The sequence below is a fragment of the Streptantibioticus rubrisoli genome (assembly GCF_024436055.1).
Classification (GTDB): domain Bacteria; phylum Actinomycetota; class Actinomycetes; order Streptomycetales; family Streptomycetaceae; genus Streptantibioticus_A; species Streptantibioticus_A rubrisoli.
Window position 1 is genome coordinate 118178 of record NZ_JANFNH010000003.1, and the last position, 19527, is coordinate 137704.

General features: G+C 69.1%; 21 protein-coding genes. 17 read left to right on the forward strand and 4 right to left on the reverse strand.

Going from position 1 to position 19527, the window contains the following annotated elements:
- The first annotated feature begins 36 nt into the window (after positions 1–36).
- On the forward strand, positions 37–558 hold the full coding sequence (locus NON19_RS05465; RefSeq protein WP_255925472.1) for a hypothetical protein: 522 nt from the start codon (positions 37–39) through the stop codon (positions 556–558).
- The gene (locus NON19_RS05470; RefSeq protein WP_255925473.1) at positions 551–1798 is read left to right on the forward strand and encodes an MAB_1171c family putative transporter; all 1248 of its coding nucleotides are present in this window, start codon (positions 551–553) and stop codon (positions 1796–1798) included. Before NON19_RS05465 ends, NON19_RS05470 begins: the two co-directional genes overlap by 8 nt.
- A gap of 94 nt (positions 1799–1892) precedes the next feature.
- Here the strand turns inward: NON19_RS05470 and NON19_RS33315 are convergent, their stop codons facing one another.
- On the reverse strand, positions 1893–2585 hold the full coding sequence (locus tag NON19_RS33315) for a transcriptional regulator (RefSeq protein WP_255925474.1): 693 nt from the start codon (positions 2583–2585) through the stop codon (positions 1893–1895).
- An 842-nt stretch (positions 2586–3427) separates the two neighbouring features.
- Between NON19_RS33315 and NON19_RS05480 the strand changes: the two genes are divergently transcribed.
- The 11 genes from NON19_RS05480 to NON19_RS05530 all read left to right on the forward strand — a co-directional run bounded on the left by NON19_RS05480 (position 3428) and on the right by NON19_RS05530 (position 11746).
- On the forward strand, positions 3428–4303 hold the full coding sequence (locus NON19_RS05480) for a diiron oxygenase (protein ID WP_372513996.1): 876 nt from the start codon (positions 3428–3430) through the stop codon (positions 4301–4303).
- An 18-nt stretch (positions 4304–4321) separates the two neighbouring features.
- Positions 4322–5173 carry a class-II aminoacyl-tRNA synthetase family protein gene (locus NON19_RS05485; protein WP_255925475.1) on the forward strand — a complete coding sequence of 284 codons (852 nt, stop codon included), beginning with the start codon at positions 4322–4324 and terminating at the stop codon, positions 5171–5173.
- Entirely contained in the window at positions 5170–5415 is a 246-nt protein-coding gene (locus NON19_RS05490) for an acyl carrier protein (RefSeq protein WP_255925476.1), read from the forward strand. The genes NON19_RS05485 and NON19_RS05490 overlap by 4 nt, the downstream gene beginning before the upstream one ends.
- The gene (locus NON19_RS05495; RefSeq protein WP_255925477.1) at positions 5412–6059 is read left to right on the forward strand and encodes a maleylpyruvate isomerase family mycothiol-dependent enzyme; all 648 of its coding nucleotides are present in this window, start codon (positions 5412–5414) and stop codon (positions 6057–6059) included. Before NON19_RS05490 ends, NON19_RS05495 begins: the two co-directional genes overlap by 4 nt.
- A gap of 27 nt (positions 6060–6086) precedes the next feature.
- Positions 6087–6530: a MaoC family dehydratase gene (locus NON19_RS05500; RefSeq protein ID WP_255925478.1), complete on the forward strand. Its 444-nt coding sequence runs from the start codon at positions 6087–6089 to the stop codon at positions 6528–6530.
- A gap of 56 nt (positions 6531–6586) precedes the next feature.
- Entirely contained in the window at positions 6587–7444 is an 858-nt protein-coding gene (locus NON19_RS05505; RefSeq protein ID WP_255925479.1) for a class I SAM-dependent methyltransferase, read from the forward strand.
- Entirely contained in the window at positions 7441–8157 is a 717-nt protein-coding gene (locus NON19_RS05510) for a PIG-L deacetylase family protein (protein ID WP_255925480.1), read from the forward strand. Before NON19_RS05505 ends, NON19_RS05510 begins: the two co-directional genes overlap by 4 nt.
- A 61-nt stretch (positions 8158–8218) precedes the next feature.
- Complete coding sequence (locus tag NON19_RS05515; RefSeq protein ID WP_255925481.1) at positions 8219–9169, forward strand: EamA family transporter; 951 nt, start codon at positions 8219–8221, stop codon at positions 9167–9169.
- Between the two features lie 6 nt (positions 9170–9175).
- A complete protein-coding gene (locus NON19_RS05520) occupies positions 9176–9628 on the forward strand; it encodes a PPC domain-containing DNA-binding protein (RefSeq protein ID WP_255925482.1) in 453 nt (150 codons plus the stop codon).
- 5 nt (positions 9629–9633) lie between these two features.
- Positions 9634–11106: an FAD/NAD(P)-binding protein gene (locus NON19_RS05525; protein WP_255925483.1), complete on the forward strand. Its 1473-nt coding sequence runs from the start codon at positions 9634–9636 to the stop codon at positions 11104–11106.
- Between the two features lie 94 nt (positions 11107–11200).
- Positions 11201–11746, forward strand: coding sequence for a hypothetical protein (locus NON19_RS05530; protein WP_255925484.1), 546 nt, complete (start codon positions 11201–11203; stop codon positions 11744–11746).
- A 123-nt stretch (positions 11747–11869) separates the two neighbouring features.
- Here the strand turns inward: NON19_RS05530 and NON19_RS05535 are convergent, their stop codons facing one another.
- Genes NON19_RS05535 through NON19_RS05545 form a run of 3 tightly spaced genes read right to left on the reverse strand, consistent with a single transcriptional unit; the run spans position 11870 to position 15128 of the window.
- Positions 11870–13072: a glycoside hydrolase family 183 protein gene (locus tag NON19_RS05535; protein WP_255925485.1), complete on the reverse strand. Its 1203-nt coding sequence runs from the start codon at positions 13070–13072 to the stop codon at positions 11870–11872.
- 43 nt (positions 13073–13115) lie between these two features.
- Positions 13116–14225 carry an alpha/beta hydrolase gene (locus NON19_RS05540; RefSeq protein WP_255925486.1) on the reverse strand — a complete coding sequence of 370 codons (1110 nt, stop codon included), beginning with the start codon at positions 14223–14225 and terminating at the stop codon, positions 13116–13118.
- Between the two features lie 39 nt (positions 14226–14264).
- Positions 14265–15128 carry a hypothetical protein gene (locus NON19_RS05545; protein WP_255925487.1) on the reverse strand — a complete coding sequence of 288 codons (864 nt, stop codon included), beginning with the start codon at positions 15126–15128 and terminating at the stop codon, positions 14265–14267.
- Positions 15129–15511: 383 nt separating this feature from the next.
- Between NON19_RS05545 and NON19_RS05550 the strand changes: the two genes are divergently transcribed.
- The 4 genes from NON19_RS05550 to NON19_RS05565 all read left to right on the forward strand — a co-directional run bounded on the left by NON19_RS05550 (position 15512) and on the right by NON19_RS05565 (position 19492).
- Entirely contained in the window at positions 15512–16024 is a 513-nt protein-coding gene (locus tag NON19_RS05550) for an ImmA/IrrE family metallo-endopeptidase (RefSeq protein ID WP_255925488.1), read from the forward strand.
- A 6-nt stretch (positions 16025–16030) separates the two neighbouring features.
- Positions 16031–17266, forward strand: coding sequence for an MAB_1171c family putative transporter (locus NON19_RS05555; protein ID WP_255925489.1), 1236 nt, complete (start codon positions 16031–16033; stop codon positions 17264–17266).
- A complete protein-coding gene (locus NON19_RS05560) occupies positions 17238–18659 on the forward strand; it encodes an amidase (RefSeq protein ID WP_255925490.1) in 1422 nt (473 codons plus the stop codon). Before NON19_RS05555 ends, NON19_RS05560 begins: the two co-directional genes overlap by 29 nt.
- 230 nt (positions 18660–18889) lie before the next feature.
- Complete coding sequence (locus tag NON19_RS05565) at positions 18890–19492, forward strand: hypothetical protein (RefSeq protein WP_255925491.1); 603 nt, start codon at positions 18890–18892, stop codon at positions 19490–19492.
- Positions 19493–19527: the final 35 nt, after the last annotated feature.

The window sequence follows — 19527 nt, forward strand, 5'->3', positions numbered from 1 at the left end:
GGAACCGACCGGTGGCCAACGTGAGAAGGGGACGTCGTGGGGATCGGACGGGAGCGTCGCGAGATCGTGCGCCGTATCCGCGGTGAGCTGCGGCTGCCTGAGCTCCCCACCCTGCAGGACCTGGTCGACGCGGTGGCCGCCCGGCGGCGTAGGCAGATCGTCATCGCCTACGAGCCCCTGCCGCCCGGCTGTACCGGAATCTGCGTCTGCGTGCAGGGCGCGAGCGCCGACTTGATCGTCATCGACGACAGCGCGCCGGATCTGCTGAAGGTACTGATCGGCTGTCACGAGGTCGCCCACCTGTGGCTCGACCACCGGCCGTCCGAGGAGGGCCTGCTCGACAGGCGTACCGCCCGGTCGCTGTTCCCGCAGGCCGATGACCCCGTTCGAGCAATAGTCATGAAGCGGAGCCTTCATGACGACCACTACGCCGACCGGCAGGAACGCGAGGCGGAGATCGCCGCCACCTACCTCGCCGACCTGCTCATGCTGTCGCCCCAGGACCGCGCGGTCACCCGCATCACCTCGTCACTGGCCCACCGGAGAACGGGTGTCTGAGGCAACCCTCAACCTGGTATACGTCCCGATCGCGTTCATCTCCGCGGTGATCGGGTGCAGCAAACTCCGGGAGCTGCTGCGGGGGTTCAGGGACTACCTGCTGGTCATCACCATTTCCTCGTACATGGGCGTGACCGCCTTCCTGTCGATGTCACCGGTCGTATGGCACCCGTTGGGCAGGCTGTCGGGCGTTCCGGCGCTGGGCAGCTTCACCGCCTACCTGAGCATCTTCGGCTACGCCGCCTTCCACCACATCCTGGTGCTCATGTGGGGCCGGGACAGCGGCGCGATCACCGCCTCGCGACTGTCCCGCAAGACCCGGGTGCTCGGAGTCGGCTACGCGCTGATCGCCAGCGGCATGACGGTGTGCTTCCTGACGGCGCACACCGGCCCCGCCAGACCCTGGTCGTTCGACGTCGACCTCGCCCACGACCCGGGAATCCTCGCGTTCCTCTGCCTCTACGCGGGCGGTTGCCTCTTCGCGTTGTGGAACGCGGCGCGTGAGTGCGCGAAGTGCGCGGACCATCTCCTGGACAACGGCTCGCAGAGCGTGGAAACCATCCGCGGCCTGCGGTGGTTGAGCATCGGCACCGTGTTCATCTGGCTGTCCTTCGTGCCCAAGGCCATCGGATTCCTGGCCGCCGCGGCAGGACACCGCGAGCTGGACGCCCTTGACACCACGAGTCCGCTGATCGGCAGCTTCGGAGCGCTGTTCAACCAGGCCGGATACCTGGGCCCCGCCATCAGCGCCTGGCTGCGCGAACGCCGGGACCTGCGGGCGCTGCGCCCGTTGTGGAACCTGGTCGTGCCCGAGAACGCGGTTCACCTGGCGCGGCCGGGTGTGTTCGCCGAGACCTTCGGGGTGGGGGTGCGCTTCCATCTGTTCCGACGTGTCATCGAGATTTCGGACGCCCTCGTCCTTCTCCGCCCGTGGATGGACGCCGCGCCCGCCGAGCGTGTCCGCGCGGCCGCCGCGCGCCGAGGGCTGACCGAGGACGAGACGGAAGCCGCGGCGGCGGTGGCCGTGGTGGTGGACGCCGTCCACCGCAAACGGCGCGCCGAGCCCGCCCAGCAGGCCGCCGCCGCGCAGCCGCCGCTGCCGCACGTGGCCCCCACCATGGAGCGCGAGCGCTTGGTGCGCATGGCCCGAGCGCTGGACGCCCCGGTGCTGCGGTCCGCGTCCGCGCACCCTCCGCAGCCGCGCGGTCGTACGGCGCCGGGGCGCCCTGCCACTCGCTGACCAGCGCCCGCTCCCCCTGTCGCGTCCACGATGGTCCGCACCCGACGGCACATACCGCACGCCCAGTTGGCTGCCAAGCACACCTCGTGCTTCCTCACTCGGCGGAGCCGTCCTGGGGCAGCATCTTGACTCGGCGTTCCACGATCGCCGCGATCTCGGCCAGCGCACCAGGGCCCAGGCGGCTGGTGCTACGGAAGTTGACTCCGATGAGATTCCTCTCCAACCGCTGGTAGGCCTCCACATCCGCCAGGTGAAGGCTCACTCGCTGGACATCCGGGTGGTCGTCCGCGTACGTCAGGTACCGGCGCGGGATCTGGCAGGTGCTGCTCTGCTCGAAGTGCCGGGCCAGTGCGCCCAGTGAGTCAGTGGCCAACTCCGAGGGCTCGACGCCCAGTGTCGCCGCGAGGTCCTCCAACTTGCCCACGGTGGGCAGGCATTGGCCCTTCAGAAGCTTGGAGAGGTACTCGGGAGTGATCCCGGCCGCCAGAGCGATGGCTCTCTTGGTCCTGCCGTCACGGTCGACGTAGAAAGTCAAACGGTTCGTCAGGCGCGCCAGCAGCGTTTCCTTCGGCGGGTCCTGGTGGATCGGTTCCAGTGGCCTGCCCGTACGGAAGCCCTCGATGCTGTCCCGGGGGACACCCGTCGCCTCGGCGACCTCGCCGTCCAGCCAGGGACGACGGGCGTCCGGGTGCTGGATCCATTGGAACAGGGCGTTGAGACGGTGCGCCACCCGCGCGGCCAGGTCCTCCGCATCCAGGAACTCCGCAGCCTCAGCACTGCCGCTCACTCGGATGCCTCTCTCCCGGAGTGGTCTCCGCGCCGGGGCACGCCACGGAAACCGTCTTGCCGAACTCCGCCAGGAGTCTACGCATCACAGCCCCAAGTGCCAACTATCGTTCGGCTCATCCGTGGCCCAAGTCTGCCCTGCCCTCGGGGCTCTGCCCTTCCCGGGGCTTCGAAGCAGAACAATAGTTGACATCCGCTGGCGTGATCGCCAGGATCAGAACCCGGTCACCGTTCGTCCCGCGAGACGGTGGCGCAAGCTGTTACGGCACATGCCCCGCCGAGCGCGGCGTCCACCCGGACGCCGGACACCAGGGGCTCAAGGGATCCGGCGCCGGCCCACGGGGGTGGTGGGCGCCGGATCCCTTTTCCGTTGAGCGGCCCGAACGAGCTGGCGCGGGCCGCGGCCGCGACGGCCGAGGAGGCCGTCCCCGCCCGGTGAACCCCGCGAGCGGTCTTTCGGTGGAATCACGCCAACCTTGCCGGTCGTCCGAACCCGCGTTGATCTGCGTTCCAGTGCGCGGTCTGGCCAGTGACCTGCGGTAACGCGACCCGCCGAACTGGCCGGTTCACCAACTGCCGAGTTTTATCTCACGTTTGATGCCGTCAGCTCACTTAATGTAGCCGCAATATTTCTGCAATCCTTCGGACTGTGCTGCGGTCCGTCCCTGCGGCGACGTGCACTCTCCGTGAAACCGGAGGATTTTGCTCCAGATGTGGCCGACGGAAACAATGGCCAGGGATCCGTTGGATGATCTACGGTCAACCACCGGCGGCGGTCTTGCGTTCCGCACCCAAAGTCCGACCGGTAGAAGGGGGTTCGAGCCTGTGCTCAGCATGCCTGGCTTGGAGCAGGACAAGCGTTTCGTGGAAATTCTCCAACGACTGGTCGACAAGTCAGTCGATGGCTACTACAACCCATACCGTGAGTTCACCTGGCCGGACTCGTTGCCGGACGACCGTATGTGGATGAGCGAGGATTTGACCTCGACCTATGGAACCGAGGTGGAGGCGGAGTTAAGCCCGGCGGAGCGATGTCGACTGTCCCGCTGGGAGAGCATCAACTTCTACAGCATGAACGTGGAGGGAATCCGCGAACTCATCATCGAGGTGATGCGGCGGATACACTCCCGTGGGTTCGAGGTACCGTCCGACTTCTTCCACCACTTCATCGGCGAAGAGAACGAACACATGTGGTTCTTCGCCGAGTTCTGCCTCCGCTACGGTGGGAAGATCTACAGCGGACCGAAGTTGAACTCCATCGGTCATAAGGACCCCCGGGTGGAGAACTTCCTGGTGTTCTCGAAGATCCTCCTGTTCGAGGAGATCGTCGACTACTACAACATGCGGATGGCCGCGGACGACACGCTGCACGAAACGATCCGCAAGGTGAACCGGGTCCATCACGAGGACGAGTCCCGGCACATAGCGTTCGGCCGGGAACTCGTCGGGCTGCTGTACTCCCAACTCGCCGTCGACGCGAGCGCCGAACAGCGCCGGGATATCGAGGAGTACCTGAAGCGCTACATCGTCTTCAGCCTGCGGTCCTTCTACAATCCGCAGGTCTACCGGGACGCCGGAATCAACGATCCGCTCGGCTTCCGGGAGCGGCTGCTGGCCGATCCGGCCCGCCGCGACGCGGAGCGCAAGTCGGTGCGCAAGCCCATGGCCTTCATGTTGAAGGCTGGAATCTTCGCCGACGACCTGTTGCCCACCGCCTGACCGCCGGGAGTGCTTCGCGTGCAATCCAACGGACTTGCCTTCCTGCGCTCCGGTGAGGCAGGCACCCTCGCCCGACTCGACCGGGTCTTCGAAGGATGGGGTCTCGGCGACGGCGCCGAGCCGGTCATCGGTCCCCCGCTGCTGCCGGTGGCCGCCCTGGCGAAGCTCGACTACTACCAGAACTTCCCGCACCAGGCGCTGCTGGCCACCCCGCTCGACCTGGAGCGCCGCCCCGAAGGGGAGGACACCACCACCATCGGGGCCTTTCCGCCCGAGCGGCTGGCGGAAGCCGATGTGGCGCTGCCGTCCGCGGCCTGCTACGCGGTCTACCTCGGACTTGAGGGGACGGCCATCGCGGGGAACACACTGGTGACCCTGGTCGGCCGGTGCTTCCGGAAGGAGACGCGGTACTCCGGGCTGCGCCGACTGCTCGGCTTCCATATGCGGGAGGTCGTCGCCCTCGGCTCACGGGAGTTCGTCGAGGAACACATCGACCGCTACTCCGGTCGAGTTCTCGCCTTCGCCGAGGCACTGGACCTGCCGCTGCGCAAGGAGGTCGCCTCGGACCCCTTCTACGACGGGGAAGGCCCGCGGGCGCTGTTCCAGACGCTCTCGCCGGTCAAGTACGAGTTCCTGTCGGGAGACCTCGCCATCGGGTCGGTGAACAGGCACCGCAACTTCTTCGGGGAGCGGTGCGCGATCCGGTACGCGGACACCGACGAACCTGTTTTCACCAGTTGTGCCGCCTTCGGCCTCGAACGATGGCTTTCCGTACTGCACGACCGCCACCGCACCTGGGAGGCGGCGATGGACGCCATCGACGCCGCCGAGCAGGCCATCGACAAGACTGTTGAAAGGACGTCAGCATGAGTGGCTCCGCTCCCGAACAGCTCAAGAAGTGGATCCTCGACCGGCACCCCGAAGTGCCCGACATCGAGCCGGACTTCGACCTGCTGGAGAACCGGCTCATCGATTCGCTCGCCTTCGTCGAGTTCATGCTCCTGGTCTCCCGCCTCAGCGGTGAGGACATCGACATGGAGGACATCGACATCGACGACTTCCGCACCCTGCACCGGATCGAGGAACGGTACTTCCGGGCAGGGGTGTTGTGAGCACGGTACGCGACCTGACCCACGCCGAACGGCTGCTGCTGGCCGAGCGCACATCGCTGCTGGTGCCGCTGCGGGCGCTGCCGGAAGGCGAGTTGGACCGGCCCACCGTCTGCACGGGCTGGTCGGTGCGGGACGTGATCGCCCACTGCGGAGCGGCCCTGATGGGGCTGACGGCCGGTCCGGCGTACCGGGCGACCCACGAGCAGAACCGCCTCGACGTGGAGGAGCGCCGCGGCTGGCCGGTACGCGACGTGCTCGACGAGTTCGAGCGCGGCCTGACCGAGGCGGCGCCGGCCATCCGCGCCGCGGGCGGCGCCAAGGACCTGGCCGCGCTCGGCACCTGGGTGCACGGCGGGGACGTGCGGGCGGCACTGGGCTGGGAGGGCGCCTACCGCAGTGAAGGCGCCGACGACGCGGTCGAACTGCTCGCCCGGTGCGAGCGGGTGGTCCGTACCCCACAGGTGCACGCCACGCTTCCGGACCGGACGCTGGTGCTCGGCAGCCCCGTCGCCGACCGGCCGCCGGCCCGGCTGACCGCCGATGTCGCCGCGCTGGTGCGGCTGTACACCGGTCGGCCGGTGGCTGCCGACAGCTACCGCCTGATCGGTGCCCGGCCAGCCGAACTGGTCAGCGCGGAATGGTAGGGCAACCGACTCGTAACGGGGGAAAACATGCTGTACCTGGAGGACTTTCACGTCGGCGATGTCTTCGAACTGGGTGAGGTCAAGGTCACCGAGGACGAGATCATCAGCTTTGGACGCGCCTACGACCCGCAGGTGTTCCACACCGACCTGGAACGGGCCAAGGAGTCGTCGTTCGGCGGCCTGGTGGCCAGCGGATGGCACACCGCCTCGCTGTTCATGCGGCGCTACGTCGAGGAGATCCTCAACCGCTCGGCCGGAGAGGGCTCGCCTGGCGTGGACGAGATGAGGTTCCACCGGCCTGTTCGGCCCGGGGACGTCCTACAAGCCCGGCTGACCGTACTGGGCGTGGCCCCGATGCTGGGCCGCCCGGGATCCGGGCTGGTCCGGCCCAGGTGCGAGCTCGTGGACGGCTCAGGAGCCGTCGTCTTCAGCATGGTCCTGCACAGCGTGTTCCGGCGCCGCGCCAGTTGAGCGCTGAGTCAAGGCAGTTCGGCGAATCCACAGACCAGAGGAAGGAGCGGCCGCGCATGGAATCAGTGCGGCAGACAATGGAACCGGTCTCCAGGACCGCGCAGTGGACGGCGGCTGCCCGCGCACTGGAGTCCGAGCGGGCGGACCGGATATTCGACGACCCGTACGCGCGGACGGTCGCCGGGGACACCGGGTTCGATCTCCTGGAACGCTACCGCGGCTCCGCGGTGGTGCCGTTCGTCCTCGTGCGCACCCGGTACATGGACGACGCCGTGACCGCCACCGTGCGGGAGCGCGGCATCCGGCAAGTGGTACTGGTGGCGGCCGGAATGGACATGCGCGCCGTGCGGCTTTCCTGGCCGCCGGGTGTCACGCTTTACGAGATGGACCGCCCCGCGCTGCTGGACGCCAAAGCCGCACTGCTCGCCGACCACCCGTCGGCACCAACCGCCGTCGGCCACTGCGACCGCCGTACCGTGCCGGTGGACCTGGCCGCCGGGTGGCAGGACCAGCTACTGGCGGAAGGGTTCGTGCCCGGTCAGCCGACCCTGTGGGTGGCCGAGGGGCTCTTCTTCTTCCTGCCCGAGGACGTGGTGCGCCGCCTGCTGACCGGCCTGCGGGAGTTGTCCGCTCCCGGCTCCGTGCTGATCGGCGACATGACGAGCCGGGCCACCTTGACCAACCCGCTGGCCCGCGGCTTCCTGCGGGTGCTGGAGGACGACGGGAACCCCTGGCTCTTCGGCACCGACGGACCCGAGGAGTTCCTGTCCTCCTGCGGGTGGGCGGTCAACGATCTGAAGCAACCGGGCGAGGACGGTGCCGACTTCGGGCGCTGGCCGCATCCGGTGCAGCCGCGTTCCGTGCCCAACGTGCCGCGCTCCTTCCTGTTCACCGCCGAGGTGGTGCCGGGGTGAGCGACGAGGCGACCGGTCCGGGAACACGCGTCCTGGCCATCGTCGCTCACCCCGACGACGCGGACTTCAAGGCGGGCGGCACCATCGCGTTGTGGACCGGCGCGGGCGCCCAGGTCAGCTACCTGGTGCTGACCGACGGCTCGGCGGGCGGGGAGGATCCGGCGGCGCCGCGCGAGCGGCTCGCCGCCGTACGGCAGCGGGAACAGCGGGCCGCCGCGGCGGCCCTCGGCGTGCGGGACGTGCACTTCCTCGGGCGCCTGGACGGGCAGTTGAGCGTCGACGAAGCGTTGCGGCGGGACATCACGCGGGTGATCAGACAGGTCCGCCCGCACCGCGCGGTCATCCAGAGCCCGGAAATCAACTGGGGGTTCCTGCCGGACCTGCATCCCGATCACCGCGCCGCCGGTGAGGCGGCGCTGGCCGCTCTCTATCCTGATGCCCGCAACCCACGGGCCTTCCCCGAGCTGATGCTCGACGAAGGCCTGCGGCCGTGGACCGTCTCGGAGATATGGGTGGTGGCTGGGCCCCGACCCAACACGTACATCGACGTGACCGGCACCTTCGACCGCAAACTGGCCGCTCTGCGCGCGCACGTCTCCCAGACGGCCCACCGGAGCCGCCTGGCTGACGAGGTCCGCTCCCAACTCGCCCAGCAGGCAGCCACGGGCGGACTGGGGGAGGGCAGGCTGGCCGAGGCGTTCCAGGTGATCTGACCCGCTCCCAAGCGGTGGCCGTCCACGGCCCCGTTTCGCACCGTCCGCTGAGGAGGACCCATTGCCACCGTTAAAACTGCTCGGCGGCGTCCTGGTGATGGCGATCTGGGGAGTCAACTTCGCCACCACTGACATCGGGTTGAAATCGTTCGATCCGTATCTGCTGGCCTCGCTGCGGTTCGTGCTCGCCGCTCTGCCCTGGGCCTTCGTCTTCAAACGCCCGCAGGTGCCGTGGCGGTACATCGTGCTGTATGGCCTCTTCTTCGGCGTCGGCCAGTTCGGTCTGCTCTTCGCCGGTATGCACTTGGGCTTCTCCGCCGGTCTGGCCTCGACGGTGATGCAGCTTCAGGCGTTCTGGACGATCGGCTTCGCGGCGGCGATGCTGGGCGAGCGGATCATTCCGCGTCAGCTACTCGGTGTCGCGGTGGCCGCGGTCGGCGTCGCGCTGGTCGCGGGGGTCAAGGACGGCTCGGTCACGGCGATCGGCACGGTGCTGGTGGTCGGCGCGTCCATCTCGTGGGCGCTGGCCAACATCGTCATCAAGAAGGCACAGCCCGGTGACGCCCTCGCCTTCACGGTGTGGGCCAGCCTCATCCCGCCGGTACCGCTTTTCCTCATCTCCCTCGGCATGGGTGGCTGGCACACCGTGGTGCAGTCGTTCACCGGCATGACATGGGGGGCTGTCGGATCCCTGGCGTTCATGGTCTACCCGAGCATGCTCTTCGGCTTCTCGCTCTGGGGCTACCTGCTGCGCAACTACCGCACCTCGCGGGTGGCTCCGCTCACCCTGCTGGTACCGATCTTCGGCATGGCCAGCTCCGTGCTGCTGCTCGGCGAGCGGCTGGGGGCGCTGAAGGTGGCGGCGATCGTGCTGGTGCTCCTGGGGCTTGGGGTCAACCAGTTCGACCCCCTGGGCAGACTCCAGGCCAGGTGGGCGCGGCGCAAGGCCATACCCATCCCAGACGAGGTGTCAGATACCGGACCGGCCCCGAGCCCAGTGAAAGGGAGCTGACCTGCCATGCGTTACCAGGCCCTGCATGACGAGAACAGTACGGCGCCGCGGCGGTTCGCCGTCGTGCTGGAGGTGGGCGAGGAGGTGCTCCCCGCGCTGGAGAGGTTCGCCGAGGAGCACAAGGTGACCGCCGCGTCGTTCACCGGGATCGGCGCGTTCGCTTCGGCCTCGTTGTCGCTGTTCGACCCGGACGGCAAGAGCCATGTGCCGATCCCGGTCACCGAGCACACCGAGGTACTGGCCCTGACCGGGAACATCGCGCTGCGGGACGGGCGCCCCTCGGTCCATATGCACGCCGTGCTGGGCCGCCGGGACGGTACGACGATCGGCGGACACGTCCAGGGGGCGGTTGTCCGCCCCACTCTGGAGGTGATGGTCACCGCCTTTCCCGCCACGTTGACCAGGCGGCTCGACGCCACCCTCGGCCTTCCGGTCATCGTGCCGGAGACGGAGGCGTAGCCGGTATGCGCGTGGCGGTGATCGGTGGCGGGGCCGCGGCCGTCAGCCTGCTGGACAGCATGCTGCGCACCGTGGATGACGGGCGGACGCGGTGGGACATCACCTTGTACGAGGGGGCGCCCGACCTCGCGACCGGCCGCGCCTACCGACCGGACCTCGACTGCGCCCTGGTGAACCGCGAGGCCGGGTACATGTCCATACGCTGCCACGAACGCGACCACTTCCTTCGCTGGCTGCGTGCCGAGCCGCGCTACCGGCACACCCAGCACGCCGCACTGCCGGTCGACGCCTTCGTGCCGCGGCGGATCTACGGCGAGTACCTGGTCAGTCAGCTCGCCAGGTGCCGTGGCGAGGCGGAGCGGCGCGGCTGGACGGTGTCGGTGGTCCGTGAGTTCGCCTTGGAGGCGAAGGCGTCCGACTCGGAGATCCTGATCCGCACCGCCGATGGCGTCCGCTACGCCGACCGCCTCGTCCTCTGCCTGGGCGCGGGCTCCCCCGCCGACCCGTACCGCCTGGTGGGCGCGCCGGGCTTCCACCCCGACCCGTACCCGCTGCGCACGGTGCTGCCCCGGATCGGACAGGACGCCCGGGTACTGGTGCTCGGCACCGGCCTTTCGGGGGTCGACGTCGCCCTCGGCCTGCTACGCACCGGTCACCGCGGACCGGTCACCATGGCCTCCCGGCACGGCGTGCTGCCCGGCGTGCGGGCCGTGCAACGCGCCTACCAGTTACGGCGGTTGACCCCGCGGACCGTGGGTCGACGGGTGGCGGAGCACGGCTCGCTGCGGTTACGGGACTTCCTCGACCTGCTGCGCGCGGAACTCACCGAGGCCGGGGCGGACATCGCCGAGGCGACCGCACGCCGCGCGGCGCACGAGTGGCTACGCGCGGACCTCGCGCGGCTGGACGACAACCCGTACCAGACGATCGCCACCAGCGCGCTGCACCAGGTGCGCGAAAGCGTGTGGTCCGGCTTCGGTGACGCCGACCGTCGGCGCTTTCTGCGGCGCGTCCACCCGTATGCCAAACCGCTGTTCAACCCGATGCCGCCGTCGACGGCGCGCGCCCTGCTCGCCGCCATGGACAGCGGACAGTTGGAGGTCCGCTCGGACCTGACGGCAGTGGTCCCAGCGACCGGCGGCGGGTTCTGGCTGGACAGCGGGCGTGGGCGCCGAAGGGTGGACGGGGTGGTGGACGCGACCCGGTCCGGGCTGGCCACCACGGGCACCAAGGCCGAGCCGCTGCTGGAATCCCTGGTCAACTCGGGCCTGGCGATGCGCAATCCGTACGGCGGCCTGCGCGTCGACACGGCCACCAACGCGCTCCACTCGCCGGTTCCGGGCGAAGTCACCCGCTGCTACGCCCTCGGCGACATCACCTCCGGCGACCTGTTCTACGCCGGAAGCATGTACATGATCAACGTCCGGGCAGATGTGATCAGCCGAGCACTGGCCGACTCCGCCTCGCACGACGAGTGAACCAGGTCGGGCCCCGCGCCCAATGCGACTTCGCGGCAAGGTCGTTCACTTCGTACCGGCCCACCCGCCACTGCGCTGCGAAACAATGGCGGCCGTGAACGACACGGTCGCGGTCGCCCTGATCACCTCTTTGTCCACGCTGTCCGCCGCGGGCTTGGCAGGTTCGGTCGCGGCCTGGACCACCAGACGGCAACTGTCGCACCAGGCCCGACTGGCTCGCGAGGAGCGCGCCGAGCAGCGTGCGACAGCGTTCAGGCAGCTGCGCCGTGAGGCCTATGAGCGCTTTCTGAGTCAGGCTGACGCGGCCTACCGGGTGCTGGACGAGGGGTGGTTCGCGCGACCGTTCGCCGAGTCGCCACGCTGGGAGGCGGGGTTTGCCGCACGTCGGGCGCTCGATGAGGCCTACGTTCGGGTGCGGCTGGTGGGTCCGGAGGATGTCGCGGAACAGGGGGCCCGGGTGGTGCGGGGGATAGGGGAAGAGTTCCGCTCGCACGCGCGGATCGTGGCTGCTCACCCGCAGGCTGCGGACTGCGCCGCCGAACTCGACCCCTCGGCCAGACCGCAGGCGCTCCGCGTTCGCTTCACCACCAGTGGCGACTTCGTCGCCGCCGCGCGCCACGCACTCGAAGGCGAGCCGTGACAAGTCACCGGCGCGGCTGGGCCAGGACGATCTCCCAGGCGCTGATCGCGTTGCCGTACTACCGCGAGTCGAACCCGGCGGTGCTGGCAGGGTTGCGGTGCCCGAACCGTTGCGGTCAGAACGCTACGGGTTGATGCCGTCGTACTGGAGCACCCGGTACGGCGACTGGCCCTGCTGGCCGTTCCACTGGGAGACGATCAGGGTCAGCGATGTGGCGCTGGCGCTGCCCGGGTGGATGTAACCGCCGTAGAGGTAGGGGAGTTGGGGCTTGCCCCAGTGGGTCGCGGGCCAGGTGTTGTTGCCGGTGATCTGCACCTTGGGCGCGGTCCACACGGCGTCGGGGCGCGGTGCGGTGCGGGTGCGGATCGAGTAGTCGGTCACGTCGAAGTAGCTCATGCAGTAGGTGTCACCGATGCGCTTGACGGAGAACTCGCCGATGGTGTTCCCCGTCAGGATCGGCGATGGCGCGGCCGAGGTGGTCCACTGCCAGGAGCCGTTCACATAGGCCCAGTTCTGCTGGGCGCCGAAGTTGCCGTCGCGGAACTCGTCCGGCTGGATGCGGAACAGTTGGATCGCCCCGCCGTCGGCCGTGTTCCGGTGACTTCCGTTCCACCGCTTGGAGAAGACGTACAGCCAGCCGTCGGGGTCGATGCCCGCGAACGACCACATGCCGTACATGGACTGGTTCACCCCCTGAGTGTCACCGGCCCAGTGGTAGGGGTAGTCGTTCCAGGTCACGCCGTAGTCGTCGGAGTAGGCCACACCGGACATCAGCGAACCGTCGTAGCCGGCGGGCGGCCCCCAGACGGCCACGGACGTGTACTGGATGTAGGTGCGGCCGCCGAACTCGATGCAGTCGTTCGGAATCCGGCTGACCTCGAAGCCGTACCCGTTGTCCGCGTTGTGCCGGTAGTCGAACAACTGACGCGCACCGCCGCCGGTGGGCATGGCCCAGGTGAACGAGATCGGTGCCCCGCCGGAGGAGTCGAAGCGGTCCTGGCACAGCATCACCGGTGACCCGAGGTACTCACCGCTCTGCCCGGATCCCGTCCAGGAGTCACCGAAGACATAGCCCCAACTGCCATCGTGCTCGCGGTAGTACGGAATGGCCAGGTCACCCGAGCCGAGCCCCTGGCCGCTCGCCGAGTCACCTGGCCGGTCGCACAGCGGTGTACCGCCTTGCGCCAGCGGCGCCACGCGCGCGCGAGAGGCCGCGGCGGCGGGCGCGGTGCCGAGCACGCTCGCGCCCAGCGCAACGCCCGCCCCGGCTTTGAGCAGCGATCGGCGGCTGGCCGATGGGCGGTCCGGCCGCGAGGTGTTGGTCATCGATCGATCCTCCAGATGTGCGGGCTGCCTGCCGTTGCCGGGGTCAGCTGCTGGTGGTGCCGAACGCGGTGCGCAGATGGGTCATGTAGTCGGCGACGGCCGGAGCCCAGCACCCGTAGTTGTGGCCGCCGTCGCAGGAGGAGGCGAGCGTCGAGCCGTCGCCGTAGTCGACCAGGCGGCTGGGGTAACCGAGCTTGTCCAGGCCGGACTTGACGTTCTTGCTGGCGATCTCGGTGAAGTGGTCGATGGGACCCCGGTTGCCGGTGTAGAGCGTCACATCGACTCCGGCGAGCCTGGCCAGGTTGCCCGCCGCGGCCGGGTTGACTTCGTTCCAGACGCGATCCGCGTTGAACACCGGGTACGGGGAGCCGAAGATGGCATCGCTGTCGACGTATGGGCCGTAACCGGTGCACCGGCCGGAGCCGGAGGCGCTGGAGGTGCTGACGGCACACCACGCGCCGGTGGCGTTGAGTTCGGTGGCCAGAACCGCGCCGCGCACCGCGGCCATGCCGAAGTCGACACCGCCGGACAGCGAGGCGACGTGCCCGAACAGGTCGGAGTGGAACTCGGCGTAGTGCAGTGCGCCGTAGCCACCCATCGACACACCGACCACGGCCCGGTGGGCCCGGTCGGGAATCGTGCGCAGGTTGGCGTCGATGAACGGGACGACCTGGTCGATGTGGAACGTCTCCCAGTTCGCCGCGCCCTCAGCGGTGTTCTGCATCAGCCAGTCGGCATACCAGCCCTTCAGCCCGCCGTCCGGCACCACGGTGATGGCCGAGTCGGAGTGCAGGGCGGGGGCCGCCGCGGCGTCGTCCACCGTGCCGCCACCGCCGTGCAGGAAGTACACCACCGGCCACCGCCTGCCGGGGTCGGCCGCGTAGTCACGGGGCAGGAAGACGCGGATCTTGTGCTGGCCGGAGAGTTGTTTGGTGGTCACGGTGATGGTGAAGTCGGTGTCGGAGTGCACCTCGGTGGCGCCGTCGACCCGGGTAAGGCCGTAGCCGTCGGTGAACCCGGGGATCGCGGGGGTGGCGGCGGGTGCGGCGGGACCGGCGAACACGGTCAGCGCGGCAGTCGCCGCGGTGGCGGCCGCGGCCACCTTGGCGCGTACCGTGGCGCGGCTTCGCGCGGCGGACGACGGTGGTCTCATGAGACGGTCTCCTGCCAAGTCGGGTGTGGTGTCTGGTGGTTACGGGTTGTCGGTGACGTGGAAGCCCGCGCCGTACACGCCGGGTTGGGCGGTGTCCCGGGCGCGCAGGTCGGCGAGGATGTTCGCCGAGCTGGTGTAGACGAAGGGCGGCACTCCGGCGACGACGGCCTTGGTGATACCGGCCCACGGTCCGGCAGCCTGGAAGCCGTTCTGGGCCGAGGGGTAGGCGCTGCCGGGCACGTGCCAGATCGCCGGACCTCCCGAGTCGCCAGCCTTGTGTGCGGCCCAGGACTGGTAGACCCCGCCCGAGTTGTTGGTGATGCGCCCGTAGAAGACGCCGAGCTGACCGGAGACCACCAGCTCGTTGTCGTCCAACAAGCCCGCGCCGAGCAGGCGTTCGTCGTTCAGCGGCGGAGTGAGGGCGTTGGGGCTGGGCTTCCCGTCGGCGACCTCCACCTCACCCGTCTCCTTAAGGTACGGGCCCTGCGAGGAGAGCGTCACCGTCGGCACCAGCTCGATGATCATGTAGTCCTTGGTGGGGTGCCCGACCGTGGAGCCCTCGGGGTCCTTGAAATACCGCACGTACCCGATGGGTCCGAACGCGGTGTCGCTTCGATCGTAGACGGGCTGGATGTCCTCGGGGATGTCACGGTCGGAGTACCTCTTGTGGGGGAGCAGGCAGTGTCCCGCCGATATGGCGATCCTGCGTCCGTATCTGTCGTCGCCGACCGCACCGATCGTGCAGAAGGCGTTCGGCGTGTTCGGGCTGAACACGATCTGCATGGCGTTGAAGACCCGCTTCCCGGACCCGGCCTGGGCGGCGGACGCGCCCGTGACGCCGATCATGGCCAGCAGAACGCCCAGGACTCCGGCGAGGACGCCGACAACTCGTCGTTTGCGCACGCGCGTTTCCTTCCAACGGCTTGGAGGGTTGGGGGCAGACATGGCCAGACCGTCGCAGGGAGGAATGAAAGAGAAATGAAATCCGCGACGCCGGGTACGGCCACCTCACCCCGGGGGGAGGGACCCGCGCGCGTCCTCCAACACACCAGGGGCCAAAACCGCGGTCAGCTCCAGCGCACCGGGCGGCGGCCAGCCTCCGTCGAGCCCGCGGTGATCTCGGCTGGCCCCGCGGGCGGTGCCTTTGACACACTCTCGGTAGCAGCGTCACCACAGTTCGATCAGACCGCCAGGGAGGTCCTGCCAGTGGACGCGTTCGGCGAACGTCCGAACAGGCGAGCAGGGTCGCCATCCGGCCCGACCGGTGTGAGCCGAGGCAATCCGTCGTGAGGCGCTGGGACACCACGCGGCGTGACAGTCGCCGCTTCGTGCGGGAGCTGGGCCTGCCGCCGGTCGGCAACATCCGGGAGCTGCTGCCCGCGGTGGAGCAACGGACGGGGCATGCGATCCACATCGCGCCCGCCCCCGCGCTGGGCGGCAAGTTGGGCCTGTGCGGAATGTGGATACGGACGACGGACGGCGTTGACTACATATTCGTCCACGAGAAGACCAGCCGCGCCCACCAGGACCACATCATCGCGCACGAGTTGGCGCACATCCTGCGCAACCACCAAGGCGGTTCGGCCCTTTCACCCGCGAAGCCGGTGGGCAGTCGGCTGATCTCCACCCTCGAACCAGCGGCCGTCAAGATGATGCTGGGCCGCAGCGACTACGAGTACCAGGACGAGCGGGAGGCCGAGCTGATCGGCTCCTACCTCCAGCGTCACGTTCACCGGCCCCGCCGTCATGCCGGTGACGGTGATCGTGTGGCCGAGACGTTGCTGCGGATCGGAAGGTAGGAAGCCGTGCAGCAGCTCCTTCACCCGCTCTGCCTGACCCTGGCCGTCGCAGGATTCCTCCTGCTGCTGTGGCCCCCGGGACACCTGCGCCAGGACCGCGCGCTGGCCGCGCTCGCCGGGATCTACGGGTGCTCGGCGCTGTCGTTCCTGGTGTCCCTGGAACCGGTCTGGAGACTGCTGGACGACGTCACCGGTCGTCCGTCCACCGGCATCCTGGTGGCGTTCTGCTCCGTGGTGACCCTGCTGGCCCTGCAACCGGTCGTCCTCGCCCACTGGGCGCTTCCGCCGGACGAGGCCCGCAAGCGGGCCCGCCTGTGCACCACTGCCGGAGTGCTGGTCGTCCTGGCCCTGACGCTGCTGTTCTTCCAACTCACCCCTGCCGGCCGGACCACCCCACAGGGCTTCACCGCCAACTACATCCACACCGCCGCGTACCAGACGTATCTGACCGTCTATGTCGTCGTCTACGCCGTCGGTGAAGCCGTTCTGGCGCTGGGTTGTTGGCAGGCCGCCAGGCGCACGGACCAGGTGTGGATCGCCCGTGGACTGCGCGTAGTCGGGATTGGGGCGCTGCTGACCCTGGGCTACAGCGCCGTCCGGCTCGCCGATGTCGGCGCCGCGCTGGCCGACGTGAGCCCGCCGTCCGCGGCGGTCGAGAACCTCGCCTGGCTGTGTGCGGATGGCGGCACCACCCTGACCCTGGCCGGTTTCTTCGTACCGACCATGGCCGTGCACGCCATCCCCCGCATCCGCACCTGGGTGCGGGCGAACAACGACTACCGGAACCTGGCGCCACTGTGGGAGGCACTGCACCGCGCCGTGCCCACCGTCGCGCTCCAGCCCGCCCGTACCACCGTCACCAACCGCATACGCCTGTGGAACCCCGGTTGGCATCTGTACCGTCGCGCCGTGGAGATCCGCGACGGGCAGTGCGCCCTGGGACCCCACCTTGAGGAGTCGGTACGAACCGCGGCCGAGCGGCGCCACCGTGCCGCCGGTCTCACCGGAACCGAACTGGCCGCGGCCGTAACCGCTGAACAGCTGCGGGCCGCGCTCATCGCCCATCGTCGCGGGGAGACCCCCGAGACCCCGGCCGAATACGCGGACGCCGGTACCCGCGAGGACGTGCGTACGCCACAGGACGACATCCGCGCGCTGCTCCTTGTCGCGGCGCACTTCCAAACCCCGGCCACAGAACAGGAGTCCGCGACGCATGGATCTGACGCGTCTGTCCGCCCGTGAGCAACTGCGCGCCCTGGAGCGAGGAGAAGTCTCCAGCCGCGAACTGACCACCGCGCATCTGGAGCGCATCGCCCGGCACCCGGAACACAACGCGGTCGTCACCGTCGACGGTGACCGCGCGCTGGCGGCGGCGGACGCCTCGGACCAGCGGCGCGCCAGTGGCCAGGCCGGTGGAGCACTGCTCGGGCTGCCGGTCACCATCAAGGACTCGCTGGAGACCGAAGGACTGCGTACCACCTGCGGCGCGCAGGAGTTGGCCGGGCACGTACCGGAGCGGGACGCCGACGCGGTTGCGCGGTTGCGCGCCGCGGGCGCGGTCGTCCTCGGCAAGACCAACACCCCGCCGCTGTGCCAGGACATCCAAACCAGCAACCCGCTGTTCGGCGGCACACCCAACCCACACGATCCGCAGCGCACGGCCGGAGGTTCATCCGGCGGCCCGGCCGTCGCGGTGGCAAGCCGTCTGAGCCCCTTGGACATCGGCAGCGACCTCGCGGGATCGCTGCGGCTGCCCGCACACTACTGCGGGGTTCACGGCCTGCGCCCCAGCTACGGCATCGTTCCGACCCGAGGCCACCTTCCCCGCCCGCCCGGCTGGCTTTCGACATCGGACATGCTCACCATCGGCCCCCTCGCACGCAGTGCGGCCGACCTCGAACTCGCCCTGAGCGTGCTGGCCGGCCCCGCACCTGACGACAGCCCGGCATGGCGGCTGGAGTTGCCCGCCCCGCGGCACGAACGGCTACCCGAACACCGCATCGGCATCTGGGCCGACGACCCGTACTGCGCTGTGGACGCGGAGACCGGAGCCCTCCTTGAGCGGCTCGCCAAGGAACTGCTCGACGCGGGCACCTACACGGACGACACCACACGGCCCGTCAGCATGGCCGACTCCGACCGCCTCTTCCAGTCCCTGATGTTCGCGGGCTCCTCCGCCAGTGCCACTCCGGAGGCGTTCGCGGCCGAAGTCCAACTCGCCGACACACTGGCTCCCGAAGACCGGTCCGCGCGGACGCTCTACCCACGAGCCCGCACCATGCGGCACCGGGACTGGCTCCTGGCGAACGAGGAACGCCAACGGCTGCGCAAGCGGTGGGCGGCCTACTTCGACGACATCGACATCCTCATCACCCCCGCCGCCCCGACGGCCGCGGTGCCCGACCAGACCGGCGTACCGGTCCCCGAGCGCCACATCACCGTGGACGGCGAGCGCCGTCCGTACTGGCAGCAGACCACCTGGCTCAACCTGGCCAGCCTCGTCCATCTCCCGGCCGCGACCGTCCCGTTGGGACACACGGCCGAAGGCCTGCCGCTGAGTGTCCAACTCATCGGTCCCCACCTGGCAGACCGCACCGTCCTTCACATGGCGAGTCTGCTGACCGAGGGACGTTGATGGCATGACGCCCGCCCGCCTGTGACCTTGATCACCGGCAGTCAGTGAGATGTGGGCAACCGCCCGGGTTTGCCGTCTTTCCGCCCGGGCGGCCCGGATCGGGCGCGACGGAAAAACCCGTCACACCGTCTTCACTTTGCCTTTACGATCTTGGCTTGCCGCACCGCGAGCCTCCCCCCACCACCGCGACGGCCTCTCATTCTGCTTTTCCGACCCAGAAAGAGGTCTCCATGAAGTTCCGCCGCGCCCTGGTCACGGTCGCCACGACCGCGGCCATCGCCCCCGCCGCGCTGATGGCCGCCCCCTCGGCCTTCGCCGCCAGCGCCGCGCCCTCGGCCCCGTCCGCCGCGTCCGGTCTGTGCATGACCGGCAAACCGTCGTACCGGCCTGTTCTGCACACCGCTCTCAAGGGCCTGCCCAACAAGATCGCCGCAGGCAGTGGTTGGCACAACTTCACGCTGACCATCGACAACCCCTCGCAGTCCCGGTTCTCCAACATCCGTCTGTTCGCGGGCGTCAGCTCGACCTACGTCGGCTTCAAGGCGTTCCCGACCAGCCAGGTCTCGCTGCAGGCGTACTTCCCCAAGACCAAGCGGTGGGAGGACGTCACCGACACCGCGGGACACACTGACGGCTACTTCGGCCAGGGTTGGCTCGGCCCGCACACCCACATCAACGTGCCGATGCGCATCAACGTCAAGAAGAGCGCCCCGGTGGGCAAGGCGATGACCCTCGGCGCCGGTTTCTACCAGGACGCGCAGCACAAGTGCACGGCGATCACCGCCGCCACCTACAAGCTGCAGATCACCGCCCCGGCGCGGCACACCCGCTGACGCGACGGCCATGGGTAGGGCCCGCACCCCCGCGA

Bases quoted from the DNA above. Each gene is read 5' to 3' on its own strand.
- NON19_RS05500 (WP_255925478.1), top strand. From the start codon at position 6,087: ATGCTGTACCTGGAGGACTTTCACGTCGGCGATGTCTTCGAACTGGGT.
- NON19_RS05505 (WP_255925479.1), top strand. From the start codon at position 6,587: ATGGAATCAGTGCGGCAGACAATGGAACCGGTCTCCAGGACCGCGCAG.
- NON19_RS05490 (WP_255925476.1), top strand. From the start codon at position 5,170: ATGAGTGGCTCCGCTCCCGAACAGCTCAAGAAGTGGATCCTCGACCGG.
- NON19_RS05525 (WP_255925483.1), top strand. From the start codon at position 9,634: ATGCGCGTGGCGGTGATCGGTGGCGGGGCCGCGGCCGTCAGCCTGCTG.
- NON19_RS05560 (WP_255925490.1), top strand. From the start codon at position 17,238: ATGGATCTGACGCGTCTGTCCGCCCGTGAGCAACTGCGCGCCCTGGAG.
- NON19_RS05535 (WP_255925485.1), bottom strand. From the start codon at position 13,072: ATGACCAACACCTCGCGGCCGGACCGCCCATCGGCCAGCCGCCGATCG.
- NON19_RS05540 (WP_255925486.1), bottom strand. From the start codon at position 14,225: ATGAGACCACCGTCGTCCGCCGCGCGAAGCCGCGCCACGGTACGCGCC.
- NON19_RS05565 (WP_255925491.1), top strand. From the start codon at position 18,890: ATGAAGTTCCGCCGCGCCCTGGTCACGGTCGCCACGACCGCGGCCATC.
- NON19_RS05520 (WP_255925482.1), top strand. From the start codon at position 9,176: ATGCGTTACCAGGCCCTGCATGACGAGAACAGTACGGCGCCGCGGCGG.